The organism is Arthrobacter sp. MDT1-49-2 (genome assembly GCF_059090185.1).
Map to the genome: position 1 here is coordinate 245,419 of NZ_JBNHFK010000003.1, position 26,601 is coordinate 272,019.

Consider the following 26,601-nt stretch of genomic DNA (forward strand, 5'->3'; position numbering starts at 1 on the left):
GCAGCTAGGAACCCACGATGTCCGAAGCGGCGTTGGAAACGGCGGCGAGCTGCTTGCGGGTGCTCTTCTTTACCGACTTGGATACCGCCCGGGTCTTCCGGCCGGTGTCCGCTGCCAGGTGGTTGGCCCGCCAGGCCAGGCCGGGACGGCCGTTCGTGTCGACGGCGGAGAGCAGGACGCCGCCGATGAGGGAAAGGTTCTTGAGCAGCTGGTAGCGGCGTTCCTTGCGCTCCTGCGCGGTGGACGCCTCGGCGTTGCGGTACTCCACCACGGAGTTCAGGGCAGCCGTGCCTGCCAGCAGCAGCGAGGCGAGCCGGCTCATCTTGCCCATGCCGAGCAGGGATGCGGCCCCCACCTGGGTGTAGCCGAGGACGCGGGCAACCATTGTCGGGTTGGCGACCAGGGACGCCGCGGAGGGCACAGTGCTTCCGATTCGCTTCAGGGTCGGCGCCAGCTGCTCCGCTGTCTGGTCAACGTTCCTGAGGCGTTCCACGCCCACAGCGACGAAGCCTGTGGCGAGAAGCGGGCGGGCAAACAAACGGACTATCGACATAAGGGCCTCCTGGTGAATCCACAAGTTACGCGAAAAAACAACATTTGGTGCTGCCTCCACCTTAGTCTGGCATTCCGCCGGCAAGGCACAGCGGGCGGTCCTGAGTTCCGGTACCGGGGCTGCGGGAATCTGCGGGAATACCGTGCCCGGGGGCATCGTTGGCACATATATCGCAAGGCAACCAACCGTCAGGAGACGTATAGTGCCAGCCGCCACGCTGATACAGGCGCGGGCCGACCGTGAGCCGAAGCTACGCGTACGGGTGCCCGCCCGCACCGTAGACTGGGAGGTGATGAGAACTGACGCGCCGGAAGGCAGCCCCCACGTGGAAAACTTCGAGCTCGACGTTGCCACCGAAACGGACGAGGCACGCAAGCTGCGCTTTGAGCAGGACGCCATGCAGTATGTGGACCAGCTTTATTCTGCCGCCATGCGCATGGCGAGGAACCCGTCGGACGCGGAGGATCTGGTGCAGGAGGCCTACACCAAGGCTTTCTCCGCCTTTCACCAGTACCGCCCCGGGACCAACCTCAAGGCGTGGCTGTACCGGATTCTGACCAACACCTACATCAACCTTTACCGGAAGCGCCAGCGGGAGCCCCTGCAGGCGAATTCGGACGGTGTGGAGGACTGGCAGCTGGCACGGGCGGCGGAACACAGCTCCACCGGGCTTCGCTCGGCTGAAGCCGTTGCGCTGGACCATCTGCCGGATTCGGATGTCAAAGACGCCTTGCAGTCCATACCGGAGGAATTCCGGCTGGCCGTGTACTTCTCCGACGTGGAGGGGTTCGCGTACAAGGAAATTTCAGAAATCATGAACACGCCGATCGGCACCGTGATGTCACGGCTGCACCGCGGGCGTAAGCTGCTCCGCGAGCTCCTGGCGGAATACGCCCATGAGCGCGGAATCAAAGGCAAGGTGCCCGCAGCCGAAGCCGTTGGCGCATCAACCAAGAAACAGGGGAATGAGCTATGAGCGATTGCCAAAGCCTGGGCGATTGCGAAGACGCCCGCATTGAACGGCTGTACGAATACCTGGACGGTGCCCTGTCCCACGAGGATCTTGTGGAGATCAAGGAACACCTGGAGGGGTGCCCGGAATGTGCAGAGGAGCATGACCTCGAATGCGTTATCCGTTCGGTGGTCAAGCGTTCCTGCACGGAAGCGGCCCCGGCAACCCTGAAGGCCAACATCCTTAGCCGCATCAGCCAGATCCAGACCGCGGACCACTAGCCGCGCACCCAACGCAATAAAGAACCCCCGGTACCGTCAGGTTCCGGGGGTTCTTTGTGCCTGGCCCGTGGGCCACGCGGCTACCAAGCACTGCTTAGGTGTTGGGACGCTTACCGTGGTTAGCGCCGCCGCGCTTACGGTCACGACGCTTGCGTGCACGCTTGCTCATAGCTGCCTCCTTTGATTCGAAAAGTTCTGCCCTCCAGTGTCCCACATGCTTTATGTGCACACCTAACGCGCGTCGGGCGGCCGCAGGCACGGTCCCCTAGGATGGAGGGCACGCCAGAAAACCGAACCCGATGTGAGGGAGTTCACGATGCGAGCAGTGTATGCACAGAAGCAGTCCGCGGAAGATCCGATCAGCGGATTGCAGGTGGGTGATTTCGATGCTCCGCAGCCGCCCGAAGGGTTCCGCCGGGTCCGGGTCAAGGCATCGGCACTGAACCATCATGACCTGTGGTCCCTGCAGGGGGTGGGCCTGGCAGCCGATGCCCTGCCGATGGTCCTGGGCTGCGACGCGGCCGGGATCGACGACGACGGCAACGAGGTGATCGTCCACGGTGTCATCTCCTCACCGGACTGGGAGGACGATGAAACCCTGGACCCGAAGCGCACCCTGCTGTCCGAACGGCTCCCCGGCGCCATGGCCGACGAGGTGTGGGTCCCGGCCCGGAACCTGGTGCCGAAGCCCGCGGAGTTGAGCTTCGAGGAGGCAGCCTGCCTGCCCACGGCATGGCTGACGGCCTACCGGATGCTCTTTACGGTCAATCCTGCCGCGCCCGGTTCCACCCTCCTGGTCCAGGGCGCCGGCGGGGGAGTGGCGACTGCACTCATTAGCCTGGCCTCGGCGGCCGGCTACCGGGTGTGGGCCACCAGCCGGAGCGCGGAGAAGCGGGAGCACGCGCTGACGCTCGGAGCGGACCAGGTCTTTGAGTCCGGTGCACGGCTGCCGGAGCGGGTGGATACCGTCTTCGATTCGGTGGGCCAGGCCACCTGGGCGCACTCGCTGAAATCCCTGAAGCCCGGCGGTGCCGTGGTCACCTGCGGAGCCACGAGCGGCCCCAATCCGCCGGCAGATCTCAACCGGGTCTTCTTCCTGCAGCTGCGGGTGCTGGGCTCCACCATGGGAACCCGCGCCGAACTGCAGCGGCTGGTGAACTTCCTCGTGGCAACCGGAGTCCGGCCGGAGATTGATTCCGTGCTGCCCCTGGAGGACGCGGAGAAGGGCTTCCGCAAAATGCACGACGGCGACGTTGTGGGGAAGATTGTCTTCCGCCACTGACGCCGCCGCCGTACGCCGGCGATCCGGCTATTCGGTGCTGCCGGCCGCGAGCAGGGCGTTGCGCTGCTCGCGGCGGTAGGCCTGCTCTGCCGGATCCGGTACCGGGGCCGCCGCCAGCAGGCGGCGGGTGTACGGATCCTGCGGGTACTTCAGGACCTGCTCGGTGGATCCCTGCTCGACCATGCGCCCCTTGTTCAGCACCGCGATGTGGCTGGCGAGTATTTCCACCACGGCCAGGTCATGGCTGACGAAGAGGCAGGCAAAGCCGTATTCCTGCTGCAGGTCCTGCAGCAGCGCGAGCACCCGGGCCTGCACCGACACGTCCAGGGCCGACGTCGGTTCATCCGCCACGAGCAGCGAGGGCCGCAGCGACAGGGCGCGGGCAATGCCTACGCGCTGGCGCTGGCCGCCGGAGAGCTCGTGCGGGTACCGGTTCCGGAACGCCTTGGGCAGCTGGACGTCATCCAGGAGCCCTTCCACCCGCTTATCCAGCTCGGCCTTGCTCAGCTTCTCATGCAGGAAGAGCGGCTCGCCGATGCTTTCACCGATGGACATGCGCGGATTCAGCGACGCCGCCGGGTCCTGGAAGACAATGGCGAACTTGCGCCGCAGCGGCCGCATCTTCTTGGGCGAGAGCCCGGCAATGTCGGTGCCGTTGATCCGGACGCTGCCGTCCGCCACCGGAAGCAGCCCGGTCACTGCCCGGCCGATGGTGGACTTGCCGGATCCGGATTCGCCCACCAGGCCCATCACCTCGCCGGGCATGATGGTGAACGAAACATCGGACACCGCGCGGAACGCCGGCTGGCGGAACCTCCCGGGGTATTCGATGGCGACATTCTCCAGCTGGAGGGCGGGGGTCTGCGACGACGTCGGCTCGGCCACCTCCTCGGAGGCGATCATCACCTCGCGGGGGGCCTCGGTGATTTGCAGCGAGCCGTCGTCCTCGACCTCCACGGCCGCGAGTACGCCGCCCACCTTTGAGCCAAGGTGCGGCACGGCATCGAGCAGCGCCCGCGTATAGGCCTGCTGCGGGGCGCCGAAGAGGTCCGTCGCCGACGAGGCTTCCACGATGCGGCCGTTCTGCATCACGATGACGTTGTCCGCAAGGTCGGCCACCACGCCCATGTCATGGGTAATCAGGAGGATGGCGCTGTTGAGGCGCTTGTTGAGCTTGCGCAGCAGTTCCAGCACTTCGGCCTGCACGGTGACGTCAAGGGCCGTGGTGGGCTCGTCCGCAATGAGCAGGATGGGGTCATTGGCAATCGCGATGGCGATCATGGCACGCTGCCGCTGCCCGCCGGAGAACTGGTGCGGATAGTTCTCGTAACGCTCTTCCGGGTTGGGAATCTCCACCATGCGCAGCAGCTCAATGGCCCGTTCCTTCGCCTGGGCAGGGGAAGCATCGGTGTGCTGTTCGATGATCTCCTTGACCTGTTCGCCGACGGTCAGCACGGGGTTCAACGCCGTCATCGGTTCCTGGAAGATCATGGCAATGTCATTGCCGCGGACCTTCCGCAGCGCCGACTGGGGCGCGCCGATGAGCTCCTTGCCCTGCAGCTTTGCGCTGCCCTTGGAACGGCCGTTGCCCGGAAGCAGGCCGAGCAGCGCCATGGAGGACATGCTTTTTCCGGACCCGGATTCGCCCACGATGGCCAGGATCTCGCCCGGGTAGACACGGTAGTTGACGTCCTCGGCCGCCATGACCCATTCATTGTCGACATTGAAATCGACGCCCAGCCCGGAGACCTCAAGGATGGGGGTTCCGGTTCCCGTGGCCGGGGCGTCGCTGTATACCGGTGTGGAGGTCATTGCTTGTTCCTTGTCTGTCGGGGATCAAACGCATCCCGGAGGCCGTCGCCGATGAAGTTCACGGTGAGGGCGATGGCCACGATGAAGACGCCGGGCCATAGGAAGACCCACGGGCGGACGGTCATCGCGGACCGGTTTTCATTAATCAGTTTGCCGAGGGAGGTGTCCGGCTCCTGCACGCCCAGGCCCAGGAAGCCGAGCGCGGTTTCGAGCAGGATGGCACCGGAAATGGCCAGCGTGGCCGACACGATGATGACGCCCACGGTGTTGGGCAGGATGTGCTTGAAGATGATCCGCGAGGAGCTCGCACCCACCGACTTCGCCGCCTCCACGAACTCCTTCTCCCGGAGGGACAGGAACTCGCCGCGGACAATACGGGCGAGCCCGGTCCATGTGAGCATGCCGAGGAAGATGGCGAACACCACGATGCCGGCCTTGGCCACGATGGTGGAGAGCACGGCAGCGACCACCAGCAGGGGGATGGTGATGATGACGTCGGTGAAGCGCATCAGTACCGCTTCCACCTTGCCGCGGTAGTAGCCGGCCAGGGCGCCGATCACGGTGCCGATGATGGTACCCACAATCCCGACGATGAACGCGATGATCAGGGAGATCTGCGCCCCGCGCATGGTCATGGCGAAGTAGTCCCGGCCCAGGGCGTCCTGGCCGAAGGGATGCTCGCCCAGTCCGGTCCAGGACAGCGTGGGCTTGCCGCCGTCGACGGTGGCCATGACATCGGTGAAGGAGTGCTTCCACCAGCCCGGAATGTGCAGCGGGCCGATATGGAAGCCGATGGAAGAGAAGGCCAGCAGCACAATCAGGGCCAGGCCGATCATGCCGCCGAGGGCGCCTTTATGCCGGAAGAAGCGTTCCCGGACCAGCCGGGACTGGCTCTTTGCCTCGGTGATTTTAGGTTCCGTGATGATGTCCCGGGTAGCGGGTGCGTCCGCGGTGACCGTGCGCTGGCTTGCCAGCGTCATGGCGGCCAGTTCCTGGCTGCTGTCCTTCGGCCCGTCCGCTGAGGGATTGTTTTCTGTCATTGCTCTACCAATCAGTTCAGGCTGATGCGCGGGTCGAGGAACGCGTACGCGATGTCAGCCAGCATGTTGAAGGTCACCGCGGCCACAGCCGTGACGAGGAAGAACGCCATGATCACGTTTGGGTCGGTGTTGTTCAGGCCGTCGGTGAACATCTTGCCCATGCCGTTCCAGCCGAACACGGCCTCCGTAATGACTGCTCCGCCGAGCACGCCTGCGAAGTCGAAGGCCATCAGCGTGGTGATGGGGATCATCGCGTTGCGGAAGGCGTGTTTGACGACCACGGTGCGCTCGCTCAGGCCCTTCGCACGCGCAGTGCGGATGTAGTCCTGGGTCATCACGTCGAGCTGGCTGGCCCGGGTGTAGCGGGTGTACATGGCGAAGGAGATCAGCATGATGGCGATCGTGGGCAGAATCAGATACAGCGCGTAGTCCAGGTTCACTTCCCAGAACGTGCCCTCCAGGTTGGGAGTGGAGGATCCGGTCGTAGGAATGGGCCGTCCGCCGTTCTTTTGCGAAAGCGAGGGGTAGGCGTGCAGCAGGGCATCCACGAAGATGATGAAACCGATCAGCAGGCCGATGACGGCGGTCAGCGTACGCGTCTGCTTGGCGTACGGGCCGCCCACAAAATGGCCGATGGCGGCGGAAACCGCCAGGGTTACGACTGCCAGGCCGGCGATGGTGAGCCAGTTGGGATCTTCCATGATGCTCATGGTGACCAAGTAACCGATGAAACCGGCGGCAGCAGTAGCGAGGGCGGCATACACGATCCGGCGGCGCCGGAAGCCGGCGAACAGGGCCGTGACGCCCAGGGCGACGGCGAACGCGCTGACGAGGATGCCTACCGGCCCGAACCCGGGGGTCTTGAACCAGTTGGTCTCCAGCAGCACCAGGAAGGTGCCTGAGGTGGCCACTGCGGCGATGCCGAATACCTGCAGGCGGCGTTTACGGTCTCCGCCGATGACGACCATCCAGATCACGCCGGCTATCAGTCCCATCAGCAACAGGCCCAGATAGGACATTGCCGGATTAGCGAGCCAGGTGTTGAGGCCGATGGCCAGGTACTGCTTGAGCAGGGTGGAGAGCCAGAACAGCGGCATCGAGAAGAGCAGGAAGGCAACGAAGGTAATGGAGTAGTCGAATACGCTGTACTGGCGCAGGGCCGTAACGACGCCGACGAGGACGCCGAGGATGATGGCCAGCACGGTGGCGACAACCACAAGGCGGAAGGTGGATCCGGCGGCGGACTGCAGCTGGATGATCACCGGGTTTCCGACCCGGTCCAGGCCAAGGGTGCACTGGGCGCCGCCGGGAATGACACAGCGGCCGATCTCCTGCAGCCACAGCAGGTACCGGATGTAGACGGGCTCATCCAGATGCATGGCTTCGGTCCGGGCGGCAATGCGGGATTCCCGGTCTGCGTTGCGCAGTTCCGCCAGATCGTGGAGGGGATCACCGGAATTGACAGCCAGGACGAACATCAGCGCCGTGGCGGCCAGAAGGATAAAGAACGAGGTTACCGTTCTTTTGAGAATGAAGTAGAACACCGAAGGCTCCTTGGGGATGGGACTGGACACCGCGTGCACAAGGCGGGGATGGGCAGACCGAGGTCTGACCATCCCCGCCTCTCACACGGCTAGCGTGGTGCTGCTGCTAGGCCTGCTTTGTCCACTTGTAGGCATTCCAGGTGATGCCGTTCTGGCTCGGATTCAGTTCAACGTTCTCCATCTTGGAGGAGTGGGCAACCACCCCGGAGTTCGCGTAAAGAACCACGTTGTAGACCTCGGAGGCGAGGATTTCCTCGGCCTGGGTCTTCAGTTCCTTGACTTCTTCGTCGTCAGTGGACTGGGCGATCTGGTCCCAGATCTTGTCCAGTTCTTCGTTGGCGAACTTGCCGTAGTTCTGCTCGCCGTCGGAGACATAGATGGACTGGGCGCTGGCAGCCAGGCCGGAACCGGCCCAGGCGAAGAGGATGGCATCCCAGGCGCCGGGCTCATTGAGCTTGGCGCTCCAGTCCTTGTCCGGGGTGGGAACAATCTCGAACCCGGCCTGGTCGCAGGAGGTCTTGATCAGAGTCACGATGTCCGCACGCAGCTGGCTTGTGGCGGAGAACATCAGGCGGACCGAGACAGGCTCGGTCTTGCCGGCGTCGGCAAGGAGCTTCTTGGCACCTTCGATGTCGACTTCGTCGTACTCGCTGGCGGACGGTGCGCCTGCCAGGACATCTTCGTAGTCTTCCTGGCCGGGCTGGTATTCGCGCAGATTGTCCACGGTGGCGTTCTCATCGATGGGCTTGGCGAACTTCTCGACAATGTCCTCGCGCGGAACGCACTTGGCGAAGGCCTGGCGTACGGCCAGGTCCTTGAAGACGCCGCTCTCGGACTGGTCCAGGTCAATGTGGCTGAAGGTCAGTTCCGGGCCGGTGAGCATGGTGACGGTGTCGCCGATGTTCTCGATGGAGGTCTTCGTGTCGACGGTGGGGCCGGACGGCTCGATGATGTCGACGTCGCCGTTCTCCAGTGCCTGCACGGCTTCGGTGTCCTCGATCGCCTTGAAGACGATGTTCTCGGTCTGGCCCTTGCGTGCCTCGCCCCAGTAGTTCTCGTTGACCTTCAGGGTCAGCGTGCCGTCGGTGGCGTTGTCCAGCACGTACGGGCCGGAGGAGGGGATGAGTGCGGCATCCGGGAGGGTGGTCAGGTCGGCTTCGTAGTTCCAGCCGGTGTTCCAGAACTCGGCGACAGCGGTCAGCGCTGCGGTGTCGTTGTCCTGAATGGCCTTGACCAGGGCTTCGCCGTTGTTGTCAACGCTGAGGCCGCCCTGCTCAGCAGCAACGTGCGCCGGCATGATGGGGCCGATCATCATGGCTTCCCAGTCAGCGTAAGGGGTTTCGAAAACCATCTCGAATTCCTTGGCGCCGGCTTCGCCCTCGATCATCTTGGTCTGCGAGTAGCCGTTGGTGGAGGACGGCTGGAAGATGTTTTCGCCGTCGGCACCCACGGTCTTGCCGGAGTACGCGGCCCAGTTCAGCAGCACGTCATCGAAGTCGATGGGGGTGCCGTCGGACCACTTGGCGTCCTCGTTGATGGTGTACTTCACCGTCAGGGGATCGTCACTGGTCTTTTCGAAGGTGCCGAACTCCTCGTCGTGGATGACGCCGTTGGGGCTGTATTCCACGAAGTTGCTGTGCACCAGGTTGTCAACGTAGCTGTTGTACGAGCTGTTGGTGTTGGCTGTGCCGGAGTTGTAGGCATCGGGTGCCTGGCTGATGGCAACCGTAATGGTTGAGGCAAGGTTTTCCGCCTGGGCGGTTTCGCCGTCGCCTTCGTTTCCGCCCCCGGCGGATCCGCAGGCGCCCAGGAACAGGGCTCCCACGGAGAGTGCGGCAAGAGCTGCCGTGCGCTTAGTACGCATCTGTAGTCCTAACTGGTGATGAGGAGTCAGGAACCACCAAAGATGGCCCCCCAAGCGGCCAGTGATAGCCGCCACATGTGGTGAAACACTAACCACTAAATGTTTCAGCTGTGAGACAAGTTACAGGTTGTTAACTGATCGTTACCTGATCGTGGTCAAGGGCGGGAACAGAATGACGCAAAGCTGCCAGGAGACGTAAAAAGGCCCCTGCGGATTGTCCGCAGGGGCCTTGCGTTCCGTTCCGCAGGATGATGTCTTACGGAGCCGGTTTCAGCCGGCCAGGCATGATCCATGCCTGGCTGATGTGGGTCGGGCTAATTCATGTCGGGGAGGTCCAGCCAGTGGTACCAGCCCCGGTGCAGCACCAGCCAGGCCATCAGGCCATACCCGGCCTGCCCGGGGGTGCCGCCGTTCGCCGCGAGATCGTTGCGCCACTGTTCGTGGTTCAGCAGCGGATTGAGCGTGTCCACGTAGACATGCTTGCGGCGGGTGGTGACGTCGCCGAAAGCCGCAGAGAGGTCCGCGAGCTTCCGGTTCCGTTCAGGGTCCAGTCCAGGGGGAGGTCCGACGACGAACACCTTGATGCTCATCTGCGCCGCACCGTCGAGGATGTTGGCCAGGTTCAGGCGGCTCCGTGCGGTGGTGAGTTCCAAATCCAGGTCACGGTCGGACAGACCGATGACCAGGCGGTTTTCACAGCCGTCATCAAAGCGCCGCCCGGCCTCGGCGAGCCACCGGTTGGCCAGGGCCTCGGTGCCTTCGTGAGGGGCCGCGAGGCTGTAGGCCTGCAGGTCCACGTTTTCCGGCGAGGTCCGGGCCAGGACACGGCCCAGCCAGCCAAGTGCCCGCGGATCCCCGTGTCCGGCCAACAGCTCGTCACCTACCGCAGCAAGCCGGATTCTGCGTTGTTCCACTAGTCACCTTCTCGGGTCAAAAAAACAGGGTGGGACGCCGAAGCGCCCCACCCAAACGTAGCCTACTGGCGTTCGAAGGCCTTTTTCACGAGGATGTCCTGCTCCACGGCGTGGCGCTTGGCCGAACCGGTGGCGGTGGACGCCGACGCCGGACGGGAAACCAGGCGGAGCCTGCTGTCCAGGTACTGCGGCAGGTTCAGGCCGATGAACGGCCACGGACCCTGGTTCGCCGGCTCGTCCTGGGCCCAGACAATCTCCGCATTCGGATACTTGCCGACGGCGGCCCGGATCTCTTCCACCGGCAGCGGGTAAAGCTGCTCCACGCGGATGATTGCCGTTTTTTCGTCGCCGGTCTTCTGGCGGTTGGCCAGCAGATCGTAGTACAGACGTCCGGAAACCAGCAGTACCCGGTCCACGGCGTTTGCATCCAGCTCCGCGTGCTCGGGGATTACCGGCTGGAACTCGCCGTGCGTGAACTCATCCACCGATGTTGCCGCCGCCTTGAGGCGCAGCAGCTGCTTCGGCGTGAAGATCACCAGCGGCTTCCGCGGGCGGCTGTAGGCCTGGCGGCGCAGCAGGTGGAAGTGGGATGCGCCCGTGGTGGGGTTGGCAACAATCATGTTGTCTTCCGCGCACATCTGCAGGAAGCGCTCGATCCGGGCGGACGAGTGGTCCGGGCCCTGTCCTTCGTAACCGTGCGGGAGCATCAGCACCAGCGACGAGCGCTGGCCCCACTTCTGCTCGGCTGACGAAATGAACTCGTCGATGATGGTCTGGGCGCCGTTGACGAAGTCGCCGAACTGGGCTTCCCACAGCACCAGTGCGTCCGGACGCTCGACGGAGTAGCCGTATTCAAAGCCCATGGCAGCGAATTCGGACAGCAGGGAATCGTAGATCCACAGCTTTGCCTGGTTCGGGTCCAGCTCGGCCAGCGGCATCCACTCTTCGCCGGTCGCGCGGTCGTGGAAGACCGCGTGGCGCTGGGTGAACGTTCCGCGGCGTGAATCCTGGCCGGCCAGGCGTACCGGGACGCCTTCCATCAGCAGGGTGCCAAAGGCCGCAATTTCGGCGAAGCCCCAGTCGATGTTGCCCTCGCGGGACATCTGCTCGCGCTTCTCCAGCAGGGCCTTGAGCTTCGGGTGGATCGTGAAGCCTTCCGGCACTGCCACGTGGGCCTTGCCGATGTGGGCCAGGACCTCGGCCGAAACCGCCGTGCTGGCCGGCTTGATGATGGTGGTGCCTTCCTGCTGGGCGGCGGGCCGCTCCAGGTCGGAAACCGCTTCCGAGTCCTTCGTGATGACCGGGATGGGGGAGGTCTGGGCTGCGTGCGTCTCAGCGAAGACCCGCTCCAGGCGGCCCTGGTAGTCGCGCAGCGCCTGTTCGGCCTCTTCCTGGCTGATGTCCCCGCGTCCGATCAGGGACTCGGTGTACAGCTTGCGTACCGAGCGCTTGGCTTCGATCAGGCTGTACATCATCGGCTGCGTCATCGAAGGATCGTCACCTTCGTTGTGGCCGCGGCGACGGTAGCAGACCATGTCGATGACAACGTCCTTGTGGAACCGCTGGCGGTATTCGTACGCCAGCTGGCCCACGCGGACCACTGCTTCGGGATCGTCTCCGTTGACATGGAAGATCGGTGCCTGGACCATCTTCGCGACGTCGGTGGAGTAAACCGAGGAGCGGGACGAGGTGGGGGAGGTGGTGAAGCCCACCTGGTTGTTGACCACCACGTGAATGGTGCCGCCGGTGCGGTAGCCGCGCAGCTGGGAGAGGTTCAGCGTTTCCGCCACGACTCCCTGGCCTGCGAAGGCTGCATCGCCGTGGATCAGGATCGGCAGCACGGGGAATTCGTCGCCCTTGTCCAGCCGGTCCTGCTTGGCGCGGACAATGCCCTCAAGGACCGAGTCGCCGGCTTCCAGGTGGGAGGGGTTGGCGGCAAGGTAGATCTTGGTCTGGTTGCCGTTGTCGGAGGTGAAGGTTCCCTCGGTGCCGAGGTGGTACTTCACGTCGCCGGAGCCCTGCACGCTGCGCGGGTCCTGGGTTCCTTCAAACTCGCGGAAGACCTGGGCGTAGGTCTTGCCGGCAATGTTCGTCAGGACATTGAGGCGGCCGCGGTGGGCCATGCCGATGCCGACCTCTTCCAGGCCGTCGTCGGCGGCACCGGAAATCACGGCGTCCAGCAGCGGAATCAGGGATTCGCCGCCTTCCAGCGAGAAGCGCTTCTGGCCAACGAACTTGGTCTGCAGGAAGGTTTCAAACGCTTCGGCAGCGTTGAGCTTGCTGAGGATGCGCAGCTGCTCTTCGCGGTTGGGCTTGGTGTACTTGGTTTCCAGGCGGTCCTGGAACCACTGGCGCTCTTCGGGATCCTGGATGTGCATGTACTCGATGCCGGCGGTGCGGCAGTACGCATCCCGCAGGACGCCGAGGATCTTGCGCAGCTTGAGCATGGGCTTGCCGCCGAAGCCGCCCGTGGGCCACTCGCGGTCCAGGTCCCACAGCGTGAGGCCGTGGTTCAGGATGTCCAGGTCGGCGTGCCGGCGCTGGACGTATTCCAGCGGGTTCGTGTCGGCCATCAGGTGGCCGCGGACGCGGTAGGCGTGGATGAGCTGCTGGATGCGGGCGACCTTGTTGATCTGCTCATCCGGGTTCACCTGGATGTCCGGGCTCCAGCGCACGGGTTCGTACGGGATCCGGAGGGATTCGAAGATCTCGTCGTAGAAGCCCTGCTCGCCCAGCAGCAGCTGGTGGATGATGCGCAGGAACTCACCGCTGCCTGCACCCTGGATGACGCGGTGGTCATAGGTGGAGGTCAGCGTGATGATCTTGCTGATCGCGTTGCGGGCAAGGATCTTCTCGTTGGCGCCCTGGAACTCGGCCGGGTACTCAAGGGCGCCGGCGCCGATGATCGCGGCCTGGCCCTTCGAGAGGCGCGGAACCGAGTGCACGGTGCCGATACCACCGGGGTTGGTCAGGGAGATGGTGGTGCCGCGGTAGTCGTCGGCACCGAGCTTGCCGGCGCGGGCGCGCTTGACCAGATCTTCGTAGGCGTGCCAGAACTCCGAGAAGTTCAGCGTTTCGGCCTTCTTGATGTTCGGTACCACCAGCAGGCGGGTGCCGTCCGGCTTGGGCATGTCGATGGCCAGGCCGAAGTTCACATGCGCGGGCTGGACGGCAACGGGCTTGCCGTCCACTTCGTCGTAATGCACGTTCATGGAGGGGAACTGGGCCGCGGCGCGGATGATGGCGTAGCCCAGGAGGTGGGTGAAGGACACCTTGCCGCCGCGTGCCCGCTCCAGGTGGCTGTTGATGACGATGCGGTTGTCAATCAGCAGCTTGGCCGGCACGGCGCGGACCGTCGTGGCCGTGGGGACACTCAGGCTGAGGTCCATGTTGGTGGCAATTGCCTTGGCCGGCCCGCGCAGGACGGTGACCTTGTCCTCTTCCGCAGCAGCATCGCTGGGCTGGGTCTTGGGCAGCTGTGCGGGGATGGGAGCAGCCTTGGGGACGGGCTCGCTCTTGGCAGCCTGCTGCGGGGCAGCCTCTGCCTTCGGCTTTTCCTTGGCTACCGGAGGCTTGCCCGACTGCTGCGTTGCAGCGGGGGATTCGCCGGAGGCCTTGGGTGCGTTGGGGGCCGTGGCTTCGGCCTTCACCACGGGCAGCTGCCGGGTGACCGGGTTTGCGCCAAGCTCTGAGGGAGAGCCGGATGCCTTCGGGTTGGAGCCGTTCTGGGAGTCTTCGGCCTTAAAGGACTCGAAGATGCTCCACCACTTTTTGTCAACGGAATCCTTGTTCGACAAATACTGTTCGTACAGTTCATCGACAAGCCACTCGTTGCCGCCGAATTCTTCCGGCAGGCGGTGGTTGGATTGGTCTGGCACTAGATATACGCCTCTTCCATGAGTTGCCGTTTGCCCTGATGGCACCATGATCTGAGCGGTTCCGCTACAAGAACTTGTTGGTGCGGCCCGGTGCGCAGTGACCGAGACTTCATGCCAGTCTAGTGACATATTCGAAGAACTGGCCAATCCCGTGCTCTTGCATGAAGTACGCCCGACGCGATCGGTTCATAAGTGCTGTAGCAGGCACCTGTGGCGGGCGTGCCGCAAACCTGTAAACTTGCTCTCCTATGGACAGTTTTTCTAGGCGCCGGCCTGCGTCCCGGACTGCGGCCCCCGCAGCCGGTTCGCCCCGAGCCGGCAAAGCCCGCGCACGATCCACCCAGCATTCGCCTGCCGTTTCATCGGAGCCTTCCAGTCCGGCCTCAGCCGACCACCCTCCCTCTGAACGTATCCCGGCAGTGCCTGTTTCCCGGTTTTCCCGGCGGCTGCCTCTTTCCTCAACGCAGCCCGCAGTAACATCTGCCGGGCGCTGCGGCCATGTGGCGGTGAACGCCTGATATGGAATGGCTCTACCTGCTCTTCGGACTGCTCCTTATCTTCGGTACGGGCTTTTTCGTCGCCGTCGAATTCTCCCTGGTTGCCCTGGACCAGCCCGCCGTGCGCCGTGCGGTGGAAAACGGCGACAAGGCCGCTGAACCCCTTCTGCGCTGCCTGACCACGCTCTCCACCCAGCTCTCAAGCTGCCAGCTGGGTATCACCCTGACAACACTGCTGACGGGCTTCGTGATGGAGCCGTCCGTGGGACGCCTGCTGGAAGGGCCGCTGGCCGGGCTGGGGCTCCCGCCCCTGCTGGTCGATTCGGTCTCGGTCACCGTCGCGATGATCCTGGCTACGTTCCTGTCCATGCTGCTGGGCGAACTGATCCCCAAGAACATGTCCATCGCCATGCCCTTCCGTGTGGGCAAGGTACTGGCGCGGCCCCAGCTGGCCTTCACCGTGGTCTTCAAGCCCGCGGTCCTGCTGCTGAACGGATTCGCCAACCGGATCCTGCACCTCTTCGGGCTCGAAGCCAAGGAAGAGGTCAGCGGTGCACGCACCCCGGCCGAACTGTCCTCCATGGCACGCCGGTCCGCCGAGATGGGCACCCTGGACAAAAACACCGCGGCCTTCCTCTCCCGGACGTTCTCCTTTGCCGGACGTACTGCGGCGGATGTCATGACCCCGCGTATCCGGCTTGAAACCATCGACGCCGAGCAGCCCGTCGCCGATGTCATTGAGGCGGCCCGCCGGACCGGCTATTCGCGCTTTCCGGTGCTGGGGGATTCCCCCGATGACATCCGGGGAGTGGTCCATGTCAAGAAGGCGGTGGCCGTGCCCCGCAGCAAGCGGTCGACCCTGCCGGCCGCCGCAATCATGAGTGACATCCTCCGGGTGCCGGAAACGGTCCACTTGGATTCGCTGCTCTCCGAACTCCGCAACGCCAACCTGCAGCTCGCCGTCGTTCTGGACGAATACGGCGGAACCGCGGGGGTCGCCACCCTGGAGGACCTGGTGGAGGAAATCGTCGGAGAAGTCTCGGACGAACACGACAAGGCCAAACCCGGGGTGCTGCAGAGCGCCTCCGGTGCCTGGTACTTCCCCGGAATCATGCGCCCTGATGAAGTCTCCGCGCTCGTGCCGCTGCTGCGGATGCCTGACGAAGCCGGGTATGAAACCGTTGGCGGCTACATCATGGCCGAACTTGGCCGCATTGCAGAGGCGGGCGACCGCGTGGAGGTCCCCGGGGGAATGCTCGAAGTGGAACGTATGGACGGCCGTCGGATTGACCGGGTCAGTTTCATCCCCGCCGCCGAGGACGCCGACGCGGAGCGCGAGTCCGAACACGGCGACGGCGGTGCCCGGTCCGAAGCCCGCAAGGACCGTTCGGCGCGAAGGGAGGGCATCCGATGAGCGATCTCGCAGGTATTTTCTGGCTGGTCGTGCTGTTGCTGGGCAATGCCTTCTTCGTTGGCGCGGAGTTTGCCGTGATGTCAGCCCGGCGCAGCCAGATTGAGCCGTATGCAGAAGCCGGCTCCAAGCGGGCCAAGACCACGCTGTGGGCCATGGAGCATGTTTCCCTGATGCTCGCCTGCGCCCAGCTCGGTATCACGGTGTGCTCCCTGCTGATCCTCTCCGTAGCCGAGCCTGCCATCCACCATCTGCTCTCGGCGCCGCTGGAGGCAGTGGGGCTGCCAACCGAAGCCGCGGACGGCGCAGGATTCCTGGCGGCTCTGCTGCTGGTGACCTTCCTGCACGTCACCATCGGCGAAATGGTCCCCAAGAACATCTCGGTATCCGTGGCGGACCGGGCGGTGCTGCTGCTGGCGCCGCCGCTGGTCTTCATTTCCAAGCTGGTCCGGCCCGTGATCGCCGCACTCAACTGGCTCGCAAACCACGCACTGCGTGTGGTGGGCATAACGCCCAAGGATGAGGTCGCTTCCGCCTTCACCCTCGAGGAAATGCAGTCGATCGTGGAGGAGTCCACGAAGCTGGGTACCGTGGCAGACAATTCCGGCGTGATCTCAGGTGCGCTGGAGTTCTCCGGGCAGAGCGCCGGAACAGTCATGGTGCCGCTGGACGAGCTGGTGACGCTGCGGACGGATTCCACGCCGGAAGAGTTTGAGCGGGCGGTGGGCCGTACCGGCTTCTCCCGGTTCGTGCTGGTGGATGAAGCGGGAAACCTCACCGGTTACATGCATCTGAAGGACATCATGTCCATCCCGCCGGAGGCGTACGAACGGCCGATTACCGAAAACAAGGTGCGCACCCTGGCGAACCTGCGCCTCGACGATGAAATCGAAGACGCGCTGGCCGTCATGCAGCGGACAGGGTCGCATCTGGCCCGTGTGCTGGCGCCGGACGGAAGCACCCGGGGCGTGCTGTTCCTGGAGGACATCATTGAACAGCTGGTGGGCGAGATCCGCGACGCCACCCAGGCGCAGGGGTTCCGCCGCACCGGCGAAAGCCTGTAGCCACCGGCGAAATACCTAGATGCGAACGATTCGCGTTTAGGTTATGCTGGAGAGGCTTTGTCAGCCGTGCCCGTACGCCCTGCCATGCCACCGTCCACGCCACCACCTATCCCAGGGATATCGAACACATGCGCCGTACCCCCGCCCGCCTGGCCGGAACCGCACTTGCCGCAGCAGCACTGGTCCTTACCGGCTGCAGCGGCGGAGACGGGGATGCCTCCGGCGGCAGCCCCGCGGATGACGGTGTGGTGAACGTGGTGGCTTCCACCGACGTTTACGGCAGCATTCTTTCCAGCGTGGGCGGGTCAAACGTTGAAGTCACTGCACTGATTGACCGGCCGAGCCAGGACCCGCACTCCTATGAGGCCACCGCCCGGGACCGGCTTGCCGTGTCCAAGGCCGACCTGGTGGTGCTCAACGGCGGAGGATATGACAGCTTCATGGAAAAGCTGGCCGCCGATGAAGGCGTTCCCGCGGAGGACATCCTCAACGCGGTGGAGATCTCCGGGCTCGACGATTCAGCAGAAGATCATTCGGAAGAGGAGCATTCGGACGAGGACCATGCCGACGACGCCCACTCCCACGGCGGGCACAGCCACGGCTCCTTCAACGAGCACGTCTGGTACAGCCCCGAGGCGATGGGGCTGCTCGCCGAGGCAGCCGCCGAACGGCTCGCCGAGCTGAGTCCCGATGCCGCCGAAACCTTCCGCAGCAACGCCGCGGACTTCAATGCGGGAATCGAGGACATCAATGCCACCCTGTCCGGACTGCGTCCAGTCGCGGACGGCCGTGACGTGGCCCTGACCGAACCCGTGCCGGACTACCTGGTGGAGGACGCCGGACTGCACAATGCCACTCCCTCGGACTTCACTGAAGCGGTGGAGGAGGGTGCCGACGTGCCGCCGCAGGTCCTCAAGGAGATGCAGGACCTCGTCACCGGCGGTTCCATCGTCTTCCTCGGCTACAACGAACAGACGTCCACTCCTCAGACCGACGCCGTGCGCGAAGCCGCGCTGGACCGGGGAGTGCCGGTGCTGGACTTCTCCGAGACCCTGCCGGAGGGCCAGGATTACCTGCAGTGGATGGCAGCGAATACCGCGGCCATTGAAGGTGCCCTGCAGTGACATCCGCAGCAGCCCCGTCACCGGTAGTGCGCCTGCGCGATGCAGGCCTCTCCTTTGGGGAGCGCACGCTCTGGAAGAACCTTGACCTGGACATCAATGCCGGCGAATTCCTGGCGGTGCTGGGCCCCAACGGGTCGGGCAAAACCAGTTTCCTGAAAGTCCTGCTCGGCCTGCAGCCGCTCAGCGGCGGAACCGTGACCATCAACGGCCGAAATGTGCACCGCGGCAGCAAGGACATCGGGTACATCCCGCAGCAGAAGACCTTCAGCCCGGGTACCCCGCTGCGCGGCCGGGACCTCGTGGGCCTCGGCGTCGACGGCGACCACTGGGGGCTGCGGGTGCGCCGGGCACCGGTGCGCCGCCGGGTGGACCGCCTGCTGGAGCAGGTGGGCGCGCTGGCCTACGCCGACGAACCCGTGGGACGCCTCTCCGGAGGGGAGCTGCAGCGGCTGCGCGCCGCCCAGGCCCTCGCAACAAACCCCGATCTGCTGCTCTGCGACGAACCGCTGCTTTCCCTGGACCTGCATCACCAGCAGGCCATCAGCTCCCTGATTGAACGGCGCTGCCATGACGATGGCTCAGCCGTGGTCTTTGTGACCCACGAGATCAACCCGGTGATCGACTATGTGGACCGGGTCCTCTATCTGGCCGGTGGACAGTTCCGCACCGGAACACCATCCGAGGTGCTGCGCAGCGACGTGCTCTCGGAAATGTACGGCAGCCGCGTTGAAGTGCTGCGCAGCCACGGACGGATAGTGGTGCTGGGCATCCCTGACGCCACCACACACCACCACGGAGAGAGCGAGGGCGATCTTGGACCTGCGTAGCTTCTTCGAGGCGGTTTTCGATTTCAGTGATTATGGGGAGCTTTTGCCCCTGGTCCAGAACTCCATCTGGGCAGCCGCCATTCTGGGCCTTGTCGGCGGGCTTATCGGCACCTTCGTTTTGATGCGGGACCTGGCCTTTGCGGTGCACGGCATTGCCGAGCTCTCCTTCGCCGGGGCCTCCTTTGCCCTGCTGATCGGGGTCAACGTGGTGATCGGTTCCCTGGCGGGCTCAGTGGCAGCGGCCGTGCTGCTGGCCGTGATGGGTCTGCGGGCTCGGGACCGGAACTCGATCATCGGCGTCATCATGCCCTTCGGCCTGGGCCTGGGCATCCTGTTCCTCAGTCTTTACGAGGGCCGCTCGGCCAACAAATTCGGGCTGCTGACCGGCCAGATCGTAGCGGTGGACACCGTGCAGCTCAACCTGCTGGCGGGCGTCGCCGCGGTGGTCGTGGCCGCCCTGCTGTTCATCTGGCGTCCGCTGACCTTCGCCAGCGCCGATCCGGACCTGGCAGAAGCACGCGGCGTGCCGGTACGCGTGCTGTCGATTGTCTTTATGTTCCTGCTTGGACTTGCCGTGGCACTCTCCATCCAGGTGGTGGGGGCGCTGCTGGTGCTCTCGCTGCTGATTACCCCGGCGGCTGCGGCCCTGCTCGTGACTTCCTCGCCGCGCCTGGTGGTGTTCCTGAGCGTCGCCTTTGCGCTGGTCTCCTCCGTTGGCGGGATCCTGCTGGCCCTGGGCGGGCGTATTCCGATCAGCCCGTACGTGACCACCGTGTCCTTCGCCATCTACCTGGTCTGCCGGCTGATCCGCCGGTTCCGCACCGGGGGCGGCCGGAAGGAACTTAGCCGGAACACGGCCACTGCCGGCGCCTGACCGCCCTCCGCAGGGCGCCGCTAGGCCTGGCGCTGCGCCCCGCCGCTAGGCCTTGCGGGCACTGCACTCCGGGCAGAGTCCGAAAACCTCCACGGTATGGGCCACATCGGTGAAACCGTGGCGGGCCCCCAGGCCTGCGGCCCATGACTCAACGGCAGGCGCTTCCACCTCCACGGCCTTGCCGCAGTCACGGCACACCAGATGGTGGTGATGGTGTTCGACGGCGCAGCGGCGGTAGATTGCCTCGCCGTCACCATTGCGCAGCACATCGACCAGGTTCTCATCCGTCATGGACTGCAGGATGCGGTAGGTGGTGGCCAGCGAAACGCGTTCCCCGCGTTCCTGCAGCAGCCGAAAGAGCTCCTGGGTGCTGACAAAGTCGTCCAGCTCGTCGAGGGTGCGGCCCACGGCGAGCCGCTGGCGGGTCACCCGCTGTTCCGGTACTCGTTTGGACGGCCGGGATGTCTCGGATGACACGGATTCCCCTCCCGGCAATAGGTGTACGGACACTCCACCTAGATTATCAGCCGCGGGCCGTGAACCCCGGGGGACCCGGAATCTGCCGGGCCCGGCCGGCACAGAGTAGGGTGGCGCTATGAAAATGACGAAGTACACGCATTCCTGTGTCCGCTTCGAACAAGGCGGCAATGTCCTCGTCCTGGATCCCGGGACATTTTCCGAAGTCGAGACTGCCCTCGACGGTGCAAACGCCGTCCTGGTCACCCATGAGCACGCAGACCATCTGGACCGTGACCGGGTGTTTACACAGATGCAGAAGCAGCCCGGCCTGGAGCTGTTCGCGCCGAAAACCCTCGCCGATTCCCTGCGCGCCGAGGCCGGCGACCTCGCCGGCCGCATCCACGAGGTGGAACCCAACGCCAGCTTCACCATCGCCGGCTTCGGCATTCAGTCCTTCGGCGGCCAGCATGCCCTGATCCACCCGCTGATCCCCATGGTGGCCAATATCGGCTACCTCGTGGAGGGACGGGTCTACCACCCCGGTGATTCGTTTGTGGTTCCGAACGGGCTGCGGCCGCGGACCGTGCTGGTGCCCCTCCACGCCCCGTGGTCCAAGGTGGGGGAGGTCATCGATTTCGTGATCGCCACGGGCGCCGAGCGGGCATACAACATCCACGACGCACTCCTGAACGAGACCGGACTGGGGATGGCCGAGGGGCATGTCACCCGGTTCGGGAAGACCTACGGTACCGAGTTCCGCCACCTGGATGCCGGCGAATCCGTGGATCTGTAGTGGACGTAGTGATCTCCGTACCGGAGCTGGCGAAGGCCCTTGATACGGACCGGCCTCCGGTACTGCTGGACGTCCGGTGGATCCTCGGTGCCAGCGACGGACGGCAGAAATACCTGCAGGAGCACCTGCCGGGGGCCGTCTACGTAGACATGGAGACCGAGCTGTCCGCACCCGCGGCGCCCGCCGGAGGCCGCCACCCGCTGCCGGACCCGGCTGCCTTTGCCGAGGCGGCGCGCAGCTGGGGGCTGAACGAGGGTGATGCGGCGGTTGTTTACGACGACGCCGGCGGCACCTCGGCAGCCCGCGCCTGGTGGTTGCTGCGGCACGCGGGGTGGAACAGCGTGCGCCTGCTCGACGGCGGGCTGGGCGCCTGGCGCGCTGCCGGCCTGGCCCTGGCAAGCGGACCGGTGAGAGTCCCGAACGGAGACGCACAGTTGTCCTGGGGCCATATGCCAGTGGCCGGCCTCGCGGATGTATCCGGGGTAGCTGCGGCGGGAACGCTGATCGACGCGCGGGCACCGGAACGCTACCGCGGCGAAACCGAGCCGGTGGACCCCCGTGCCGGGCACATCCCCGGAGCGGTCAACCGTCCGTCAACAGATAACCTGACACCGGAGGGCACCTTCCGCACGCCGGACGAGCTGCGCGACGCGTTCCAGGCGCTGGGCGTGCAGTGCGGAGCTCCGGTGGCAGCGTACTGCGGCTCGGGGATCTTTGCCGCCCACGAGGTGGCCGCGCTGGCCCGGGCCGGCATCCCCGCGGCACTGTATCCGGGGTCCTGGTCGCAATGGTCCAATATCCCCGGGGCCCCCGTGGCCACGGGCCCCGAAGCCGGCCGGGCTGAAGAGCCGCCGGAAAAAGGGTAGCGTCAAAGGATGTTTACCGGCCGACCCGTCCCGCCGCCCCTGCGGGCACCCCTGCCCGCCGCCCGCCGGACGGAACACCACAAAGGAGAACCCATGCCCACCCTGTTCACCCGAATCATCAACGGTGAGATTCCCGGCCGTTTCGTGTGGAAGGACGACGACGTCGTGGCGTTCCTGAGCATCGGTCCGCTCAGCGACGGCCACGTGCTGGTGGTTCCGCGGCAGGAAATCAACAAATGGACGGATGCCCCGGCCGAGCTGATGCAGAAGCTCATCACCGTGGCCCAGGCCGTCGGCCAGGCACAGGTCCAGGTCTTCGGCTCCGAACGAGCCGGCCTGAGCATTGCGGGATTCGAGGTGGATCACCTCCACCTGCACGTCTGGCCGGCCAACTCGCTGGAGGATTTCGATTTCAGCAGGGCCGAAACGAATCCGGACCCGGAGCGGATGGACCTGAACGCGCAGAAGCTCAGGGCAGCCCTGCAGGACGCCGGCTACGGGGAGTTTGTGCCGGCCGCCTGAGCCTGCACTGCATGAAGCTAAAACTGCGCTGCACGAGCTAAAACTGGACGAACAAAAAACGGCAGTTCCACCCGTATGGGTGGAACTGCCGTTTGTCTTCCCGAAAACTTCGGGAGCGGGGGATCAGGCCGGTGCCAGCGCCGAGTTCAGCGCTGTCCGGATCCGCTTCTCCGAGACGGACCGGACCGTGCCCAGTTCCTGGGCAAAGAAACTGATCCTCAGTTCCTCGATCATCCACCGGACGTCGGCGAGTTCCGGGGGAGTCCCGCGCCCTGGCGCCAGGGCCGCCACGGCGTCGTCGTAGTCATCCTCCAGACCCTGCACCACTGCCATGGACAGCCCGTCCCGCTGCACGTTGTTCGGCAGCTTCTCCAGCCGGCGCTCGATCCCTGCCAGATACCGGGGCAGGTGCATCAGCTGGGCGTAGCCGGTGCGGGCCACGAACCCCGGGTACACGAGGTTGTCCAACTGGGCCTTGATGTCATTCAGGGCGCTGATCAGGGCCAGGGAGGTGGTGCCCTTCAGCGCCTTGTTGATGCGGCGGGTGCTGGAGAGGATTTTCTCCACGATCGCCGTCACGGTGAAGACGGTGTCGATGAGTTCGGCACGCACGGTTTCATACAGCGCATCGAACTCCGCGCGGGACCAGGGCAGGGCTTCCGGGGTGAGCTTGTCCACCGCGGCGAGTGTGCAGTCCTCAATAAGGGCCGCGACGCTGCCGTGCGGATTCTGGCTGAAGGTCAGCTTTTCGGCATTGCTCAGATGTTCCAGCACATACTTAGCCGGGCTGGGCACCCGCAGTACGAGCAGGCGAATGACACCGGCGCGCATGGCTGCCTGCTGTTCGCCGGCACTTTGGAAGATCCGCACGCCGGCGGTTTTCCCCTCGTCCACCAAAGCGGGGTAACCCGTGACGGTGTGGCCTGCCACCAGCCGCTGTACCTGTTTCTCGAGGGTGCCCACGCTCCATTCTGTAAGCCCCGTCTGCTCCGCCACGGAGGAACCGGTAGCCGCGGCGCCGGATGCGGAACCGTTGGCTGCGGCCTTCCCGGACTTGGGGCCCTTGGTGTTCTTCGGGCCGCGCGGCTGCACGGTCGACGGCGTGGCACCGAGGGATTCGGCAATCGCCCGGCGGGTGGCCGGGGCCAGGGACTCCTGCAGGGCAGCCAGGTCCTTGCCCTCGTCCAGCACCCGGCCGGAGGAATCCACCACGGTAAAGGTCATCCGCAGGTGTTCCGGCACGGCGTTCCAGTTCCAGGACCCGGGCGGAATGATGGAGCCCTTGAGCCGGCGCAGCACCAGTTCCAGCGACGGCTCCAGCTCATCCGACGCCGGATCAAAGTCGGCGGCCAGCGCTGCGGCTGCGGCGCGGGCGACGTCGGGGGCCGGGACGAAGTTCTTCCGCACTGCCTTGGGCAGGGACTTGATCAGTGCAGTGATGAGCTCGGCGCGCAGGCCCGGGATCTGCCAGGCGAACGGCCCGGGCGTGAGCTGGTTCAGGAACAGCACGGGCACTTCCACGGTCACGCCGTCGTTGGCTGCGGGCACCCCGGGGGTGAACTCGTAGGAGAGCGGCAGCTCAAAGGAGCCGTAGAAGAAGGACTTGGGGAAGTCGTTCTCGTCCAGGCCGGCGGCGTCGTCGGTGCGCAGGGCATCCGGATCGAAGTCCAGCAGGGCGGGATTCTCATGCCGTGCGTGCTTCCACCACTTGTCGAAGTGCCGTTCGGAGACGACGTCGGCGCCCACGCGTTCGTCATAGAACTCGAAGAGCGTCTCATCATCCACGCGCAGGCCGCGGCGGCGTACCCGGTTCTCCAGTTCCTCCACCTCGGCGAGCAGCGCCTGGTTACGGTGGAAGAACTTGTGGTGGGTGCGCCAGTCGCCCTCCACCAGGGCATGCCGGATGAACATTTCGCGGGAGAGCACCGGGTCGATCCGGCCGTAGTTGATGCTGCGCTGCGGCACCACGGGCACGCCGTAGAGGGTGACCTTTTCATAAGCCATGACCGCGCCGCGGCTCTTGGACCAGTGCGGTTCGCTGTAGGTGCGCTTGACCAGGTGCGGTGCCACTTCCTCGGCCCAGAGCGGATCGAAGGAAGCCGCCACCCGGGCCCAGAGCCGGGAGGTTTCCACCAGTTCGGCGGCCATGACCCAGTCCGGGGACTTCTTGAACAGGGCCGAGCCGGGGAAGACCGCGAAGCGGGTGCCGCGGGCACCGGCATACTCCCGCTTGCGCTGGTCATAGAGGCCGATGTGGCTGAGCAGGCCCGCCAGCAGCGACATATGGATTTCCTTATGCCGGCCCACCGGGTCCACCGGGTCCGGGGAGAGCGTGATGCCCAGCGGCTTGGCCAGCTGGCGCAGCTGGGCGAACAGGTCCTGCCATTCACGGATGCGCAGGAAGTTCAGGAACTCGTTTTTGCACAGCCGCCGGAAGGCGGAGGAGGAGAGCTCCTTCTGCTTTTCCTGGATATAGCGCCAGAGGTTTAGGTACCCGGTGAAGTCGGACTTCTCATCCACGAACCGCTTATGCATTTCCGCGGCTTTCTGGGCGCGGGCCGGATCATCCTTGGAGGGACGTTCACGCGGGTCCTGGATGGTCAGCGCGGCGGTGAGGACCATGACCTCCTTGGCGCAGCCGCGCTGTCCGGCTTCGACGATCATCCGGCCCAGCCGAGGATCCACCGGCAGCTGGGAAAGCTTCCGGCCGACCGGGGTGATGCCGCCCTTGGGGTGCAGGGCGCCCAGCTCACGCAGCAGCACCGCGCCGTCGTTAACGGCCTTGGAATCCGGCGGCTGGACGAACGGGAAGTCGGAGACGTCCTTGGGTCCCTTCGTCACGCCCATGGCCGCCATCTGCAGGATCACGGCGGCGAGGTTGGTGCGCAGGATTTCCGGATCGGTGAATTCGGGCCGGGACTCGAAGTCCTCCTGCGAGTACAGGCGGATGGCTATACCGTCGGACACGCGGCCGCAGCGCCCGGAGCGCTGGTTGGCCGAGGCCTGGGAGATGCGTTCGATGGGCAGCCGCTGGACCTTGGTGCGGTGCGAGTAGCGCGAGATGCGGGCGGTGCCGGTGTCGATCACGTACTTGATGCCGGGGACCGTCAGCGAGGTTTCGGCCACGTTGGTGGCCAGCACAATCCGGCGGTTCCTGCCGGGGGAGAAGACCTTGTGCTGTTCGGCCAGGGACAGCCGGGCGTACAGCGGCAGGATTTCCGTGTTCGCCAGCCGGGGGTTGCGGGACACGGAGGAACGCAGGGCGTCGGCGGCGTCGCGGATTTCGCGCTCGCCGGAGAAGAAGACCAGAACGTCGCCGGGTGCCTCGCGGGAGAGTTCATCCACGGCGTCGCACACGGCGTCGACCGGGTCGCGGTCCTCCTCCAGCTCGTCCTCGACGCCGTCTTCGTCGCTGCCGCCGTCAGCGGGCTGGTTCAGCGGCCGGTAGCGGATTTCCACCGGGAAGGTACGGCCGGAGACCTCGATGATCGGCGCCGGCTTGCCGTCCAGGGCGAAGTGCTCGGCGAAACGCTGCGGATCGATCGTGGCCGAGGTGATGATGACCTTCAGGTCCGGACGTTCGGGCAGCAGCCGGCGCAGGTAGCCCAGGATGAAGTCGATGTTCAGGCTCCGCTCATGGGCCTCATCGATGATGATGGTGCTGTACTTCTTCAGCTTCGGATCGTGCTGGATCTCGGCCAGGAGGATGCCGTCGGTCATCAGCTTGACCTTGGTTTTCCGGCTTGTTTCACCGGTGAACCGCACCTGGAAGCCCACTTCGTCGCCTATTTCGACGTCGAGCTCGGACGCGATGCGCTCAGCGACGGTGCGTGCCGCGAGACGTCGCGGCTGGGTGTGGCCGATCAGGCCCTTCTCCGCCAAGCCCAGTTCCAGGCACATCTTGGGGATCTGCGTGGTTTTGCCGGACCCGGTTTCGCCGGCGATGACGGTGACCTGGTTGGCTGCGATGGCAGCCATGATGTCTTCGCGGCGCTCCGAAACGGGCAGCTGTGCGGGATAGGAAATTGTCAGTGCCATGATTGC

The 26,601-nt window shown here is 65.0% G+C and carries 21 protein-coding genes; 11 read left to right on the forward strand and 10 right to left on the reverse strand.

What is annotated here, in order from left to right; genetic code table 11:
• Positions 1 to 4: 4 nt before the first annotated feature.
• The gene (locus AC5RTS_RS06030) at positions 5 to 553 is read right to left on the reverse strand and encodes a DoxX family protein (protein ID WP_493991168.1); all 549 of its coding nucleotides are present in this window, start codon (positions 551 to 553) and stop codon (positions 5 to 7) included.
• 292 nt (positions 554 to 845) lie between these two features.
• Between AC5RTS_RS06030 and AC5RTS_RS06035 the strand changes: the two genes are divergently transcribed.
• Both AC5RTS_RS06035 and rsrA read left to right on the forward strand, forming a co-directional pair.
• Entirely contained in the window at positions 846 to 1,529 is a 684-nt protein-coding gene (locus AC5RTS_RS06035; protein WP_227903418.1) for a sigma-70 family RNA polymerase sigma factor, read from the forward strand.
• Positions 1,526 to 1,786: a mycothiol system anti-sigma-R factor gene (rsrA, locus tag AC5RTS_RS06040; RefSeq protein ID WP_493991169.1), complete on the forward strand. Its 261-nt coding sequence runs from the start codon at positions 1,526 to 1,528 to the stop codon at positions 1,784 to 1,786. Before AC5RTS_RS06035 ends, rsrA begins: the two co-directional genes overlap by 4 nt.
• Before the next feature lie 94 nt (positions 1,787 to 1,880).
• Here rsrA and AC5RTS_RS06045 read toward each other — a convergent pair whose 3' ends face one another.
• Positions 1,881 to 1,955 carry a 50S ribosomal protein bL37 gene (locus tag AC5RTS_RS06045; RefSeq protein WP_369299106.1) on the reverse strand — a complete coding sequence of 25 codons (75 nt, stop codon included), beginning with the start codon at positions 1,953 to 1,955 and terminating at the stop codon, positions 1,881 to 1,883.
• Between the two features lie 147 nt (positions 1,956 to 2,102).
• On the opposite strand from AC5RTS_RS06045, the gene AC5RTS_RS06050 reads away from it, so the two are divergent.
• Positions 2,103 to 3,068 (forward strand): zinc-binding dehydrogenase, encoded by a 966-nt coding sequence (locus AC5RTS_RS06050; protein WP_493991170.1) that lies wholly within the window; start codon positions 2,103 to 2,105, stop codon positions 3,066 to 3,068.
• A gap of 27 nt (positions 3,069 to 3,095) precedes the next feature.
• Here the strand turns inward: AC5RTS_RS06050 and AC5RTS_RS06055 are convergent, their stop codons facing one another.
• From AC5RTS_RS06055 to AC5RTS_RS06080, 6 genes are all read right to left on the reverse strand, one after another.
• A complete protein-coding gene (locus tag AC5RTS_RS06055; RefSeq protein WP_493991171.1) occupies positions 3,096 to 4,880 on the reverse strand; it encodes an ABC transporter ATP-binding protein in 1,785 nt (594 codons plus the stop codon).
• A complete protein-coding gene (locus AC5RTS_RS06060) occupies positions 4,877 to 5,920 on the reverse strand; it encodes an ABC transporter permease (protein ID WP_493991172.1) in 1,044 nt (347 codons plus the stop codon). Before AC5RTS_RS06060 ends, AC5RTS_RS06055 begins: the two co-directional genes overlap by 4 nt.
• 11 nt (positions 5,921 to 5,931) lie before the next feature.
• On the reverse strand, positions 5,932 to 7,464 hold the full coding sequence (locus AC5RTS_RS06065; protein WP_493991173.1) for an ABC transporter permease: 1,533 nt from the start codon (positions 7,462 to 7,464) through the stop codon (positions 5,932 to 5,934).
• Between the two features lie 106 nt (positions 7,465 to 7,570).
• A complete protein-coding gene (locus tag AC5RTS_RS06070; RefSeq protein ID WP_493991174.1) occupies positions 7,571 to 9,328 on the reverse strand; it encodes an ABC transporter family substrate-binding protein in 1,758 nt (585 codons plus the stop codon).
• 314 nt (positions 9,329 to 9,642) lie between these two features.
• The gene (locus AC5RTS_RS06075; RefSeq protein ID WP_493991175.1) at positions 9,643 to 10,242 is read right to left on the reverse strand and encodes a GDSL-type esterase/lipase family protein; all 600 of its coding nucleotides are present in this window, start codon (positions 10,240 to 10,242) and stop codon (positions 9,643 to 9,645) included.
• A gap of 62 nt (positions 10,243 to 10,304) precedes the next feature.
• Positions 10,305 to 14,120, reverse strand: coding sequence for a multifunctional oxoglutarate decarboxylase/oxoglutarate dehydrogenase thiamine pyrophosphate-binding subunit/dihydrolipoyllysine-residue succinyltransferase subunit (locus AC5RTS_RS06080; protein ID WP_493991176.1), 3,816 nt, complete (start codon positions 14,118 to 14,120; stop codon positions 10,305 to 10,307).
• Positions 14,121 to 14,639: 519 nt separating this feature from the next.
• Between AC5RTS_RS06080 and AC5RTS_RS06085 the strand changes: the two genes are divergently transcribed.
• The 5 genes from AC5RTS_RS06085 (at position 14,640) to AC5RTS_RS06105 (ending at position 19,917) form a co-directional block, all read left to right on the forward strand.
• Positions 14,640 to 16,031 carry a hemolysin family protein gene (locus AC5RTS_RS06085; protein WP_493991177.1) on the forward strand — a complete coding sequence of 464 codons (1,392 nt, stop codon included), beginning with the start codon at positions 14,640 to 14,642 and terminating at the stop codon, positions 16,029 to 16,031.
• Positions 16,028 to 17,092 carry a hemolysin family protein gene (locus tag AC5RTS_RS06090; protein WP_493991178.1) on the forward strand — a complete coding sequence of 355 codons (1,065 nt, stop codon included), beginning with the start codon at positions 16,028 to 16,030 and terminating at the stop codon, positions 17,090 to 17,092. The genes AC5RTS_RS06085 and AC5RTS_RS06090 overlap by 4 nt, the downstream gene beginning before the upstream one ends.
• Before the next feature lie 128 nt (positions 17,093 to 17,220).
• Entirely contained in the window at positions 17,221 to 18,216 is a 996-nt protein-coding gene (locus tag AC5RTS_RS06095; protein WP_493991179.1) for a metal ABC transporter solute-binding protein, Zn/Mn family, read from the forward strand.
• Entirely contained in the window at positions 18,213 to 19,043 is an 831-nt protein-coding gene (locus AC5RTS_RS06100) for a metal ABC transporter ATP-binding protein (RefSeq protein WP_493991180.1), read from the forward strand. Before AC5RTS_RS06095 ends, AC5RTS_RS06100 begins: the two co-directional genes overlap by 4 nt.
• Complete coding sequence (locus tag AC5RTS_RS06105) at positions 19,030 to 19,917, forward strand: metal ABC transporter permease (protein WP_493991181.1); 888 nt, start codon at positions 19,030 to 19,032, stop codon at positions 19,915 to 19,917. Before AC5RTS_RS06100 ends, AC5RTS_RS06105 begins: the two co-directional genes overlap by 14 nt.
• 45 nt (positions 19,918 to 19,962) lie before the next feature.
• Here the strand turns inward: AC5RTS_RS06105 and AC5RTS_RS06110 are convergent, their stop codons facing one another.
• Entirely contained in the window at positions 19,963 to 20,394 is a 432-nt protein-coding gene (locus AC5RTS_RS06110) for a Fur family transcriptional regulator (RefSeq protein ID WP_493991182.1), read from the reverse strand.
• A 118-nt stretch (positions 20,395 to 20,512) separates the two neighbouring features.
• Here AC5RTS_RS06110 and AC5RTS_RS06115 point away from each other — a divergent pair, with 118 nt between their 5' ends.
• From AC5RTS_RS06115 to AC5RTS_RS06125, 3 genes are all read left to right on the forward strand, one after another.
• Positions 20,513 to 21,169 (forward strand): MBL fold metallo-hydrolase, encoded by a 657-nt coding sequence (locus tag AC5RTS_RS06115; protein ID WP_493991183.1) that lies wholly within the window; start codon positions 20,513 to 20,515, stop codon positions 21,167 to 21,169.
• Positions 21,169 to 22,035 carry a sulfurtransferase gene (locus AC5RTS_RS06120; RefSeq protein ID WP_493991184.1) on the forward strand — a complete coding sequence of 289 codons (867 nt, stop codon included), beginning with the start codon at positions 21,169 to 21,171 and terminating at the stop codon, positions 22,033 to 22,035. Before AC5RTS_RS06115 ends, AC5RTS_RS06120 begins: the two co-directional genes overlap by 1 nt.
• 93 nt (positions 22,036 to 22,128) lie before the next feature.
• Positions 22,129 to 22,557: an HIT family protein gene (locus AC5RTS_RS06125; protein ID WP_493991185.1), complete on the forward strand. Its 429-nt coding sequence runs from the start codon at positions 22,129 to 22,131 to the stop codon at positions 22,555 to 22,557.
• Positions 22,558 to 22,680: 123 nt separating this feature from the next.
• On the opposite strand, the gene hrpA is transcribed toward AC5RTS_RS06125, so the two are convergent.
• Positions 22,681 to 26,595, reverse strand: a complete 3,915-nt coding sequence (hrpA, locus tag AC5RTS_RS06130; protein WP_493991186.1) for an ATP-dependent RNA helicase HrpA — start codon at positions 26,593 to 26,595, stop codon at positions 22,681 to 22,683.
• Positions 26,596 to 26,601 lie beyond the last annotated feature (6 nt).